2 protein-coding genes are annotated in these 2041 nt (G+C 76.4%); both read left to right on the forward strand.

Annotation, left to right across the window (positions count from 1 at the left end):
- Nucleotides 1–1377, forward strand: a 1377-nt coding sequence (locus tag ABD308_RS04290; protein WP_344325751.1) for a DUF6777 domain-containing protein, incomplete at its 5' end; no start/stop codon positions are given.
- 25 nt (nt 1378–1402) lie between these two features.
- Nucleotides 1403–1915 (forward strand): hypothetical protein, encoded by a 513-nt coding sequence (locus ABD308_RS04295; RefSeq protein WP_344325754.1) that lies wholly within the window; start codon nt 1403–1405, stop codon nt 1913–1915.
- The last annotated feature ends 126 nt before the right edge of the window (nt 1916–2041 follow it).

A 2041-nucleotide genomic window follows, 5' to 3' on the forward strand; every position in this document is an offset into this window, starting at 1 on the left:
TCCGGGCGGCGGCCGACGCCGTGGTGGCGCACGCCCTGGAAGGCCGGGCTGCTGGCCGGCCTGGTGGCGCTGGCGGTGGTGGGGACGGTGCTGATCGTCAACGCCGGCGGCGGTGGCGGTCAGAACAACACCGTGCCCACCGCCAACGAGGTCGCGCTGCAGGCTCCGCAGGACCCGGGCCCGGCGCCGTTCACCCAGTCGGTGGAGACCCAGGCGGTCCAGGCGCCGGCCCCCGCCTCGACCTCCGCCGGGCCCGCCGCCACCCAGACGGGCGGTGCCACGGCCACCCAGACGGGCGGTGCCACCGGGGCCGCGACCGCGACCGCCGCCATCCACCGCGTCGAGGGAACGTCGGCGGGCGTGTACGGCGGGACGATGAGCAAGCCGAGCTGCGACGTGGAACGGCTGGTCTCGATCACCGCGACCGGTGACACCGGCCGGGCCTGGGCGTCGGCGCAGGGCATCGAGCAGTCCAAGCTCCCGGGCTACCTGCGCTCGCTGACCTCGGCGTACCTGCGGGTGGACACCCGGGTCACCAACCACGGCTACCAGGGCGGCACGGCCGTCGCCTACCAGGCGGTGCTGCAGGCCGGCACCGCGGTGCTGGTGGACACGCAAGGCGTGCCCCGGGCCCGGTGCGGCTGCGGCAACCCGCTGAAGGAGCCGGCGCTGGTCGCCGGCGCCAAGTACACCGGCAAGGCGTGGGCGGGCTTCCAGCCGAGCACGCTGGTCATCCTGGCCCCCGCGGCGCAGCCGGTGGCCGAGATCGTGCTGGTGGACGTCACGACGGGCGGTTGGTTCACCCGGGTGACGGGGCAGGCCCAGGTCGTCGACCAGCCGGCCCAGCCGCCGAGCGGGCCGCTGGTGCCCGGGGTGCCCGCCGCCGCCGTCTGGAAGACCTTCTCGCCGACGGCGCCGGGCGCGACCTCGGCCTCGACCTCCGCCTCGGCCTCGGGCTCGACCACGGGCGGCACGACCACCTCGGGTTCGCCGTCCGGCCCGACCTCCGGCTCGGCGAGCGCGTCCAGCGGATCGGCGACGGCCACCACGCCGGGCGCGACCACCTCGGGCGCGACCACGCCGGGGATCACGACGACCGCCACCACGCCGCCGCCCACCACCGCGACGGCCACCGCCACGCCGACCACCACCGCACCGCCCACGACCGCGCCGCCCACGACCACGGCGCCCATCGCCCCCACCGCGACGGCGACGGCCACCACGGCGAAGCCCACGGTGACCGCGACGAGCACCCCGGCCGCCACGGCGACGACCGCCAAGACGGCCACCGTCACCGCCACCGCGACGGCCACCGCCACGACCGCGACCACCACCTCCGTCGAAGAGCCCGAGACGGCCACCGGCACCACCGGCTGAGCCGATCCGAACAGTTGGAGGACCCATGCTCCGCTCCCGCCCCAAGCGCTCGGCCCTCGGCGTGGCCGGCGCCCTCACCGCCGTGCTGACGGCCTTCGCCGGGACCGGCCCGGCCCAGGCCGCCCCCGCGCCCGCCACTCCCCCGTCCACCGGTCAGGTCCTGATCGCACCGCCCGCGCCGCCGCTCCAGGCCCAGGCGCAGGCCGCCGCGATCGCCGCCGTCTCGCCGACGATCTCCCCGGCGGCCCCCTTCGACCACGTCCCGGCCGACAGCGACTACCGCTGCGATCCCGGCAACCTCTGCACCCTGGTGTGGGACCCCACGGCCGGCGACTACAAGATCTTCTTCCTCTCCGGCTGCGCCCGGTACAGCCTCAGCGGCTGGTTCGGCCAGGGGTTCTACGCCGACAACCAGACCGGCGGCGTGCGCTCGTACTTCTACGGCGCGAACGGCGCCGTGCTGAAGTCCTTCACGCCCGACGGCGGCGCCAACCACACCCAGGACTGGACGCCCGTCTGGTCCATCCGGAACTGCTGACGCCGCGCCACCTCATCGCGCGCCCCGTCCACCGCCGCGGTGGGCGGGGCGCCGCGTCCGGTCAGGGCAGCAGCACCTCGGTGTCGTCCGGCCCGAGCACCCGGCCGTCGGCCGACCGGACCTCCA

Source organism: Kitasatospora putterlickiae (genome assembly GCF_039527695.1).
GTDB classification, from domain to species: Bacteria; Actinomycetota; Actinomycetes; order Streptomycetales; family Streptomycetaceae; genus Kitasatospora; species Kitasatospora putterlickiae.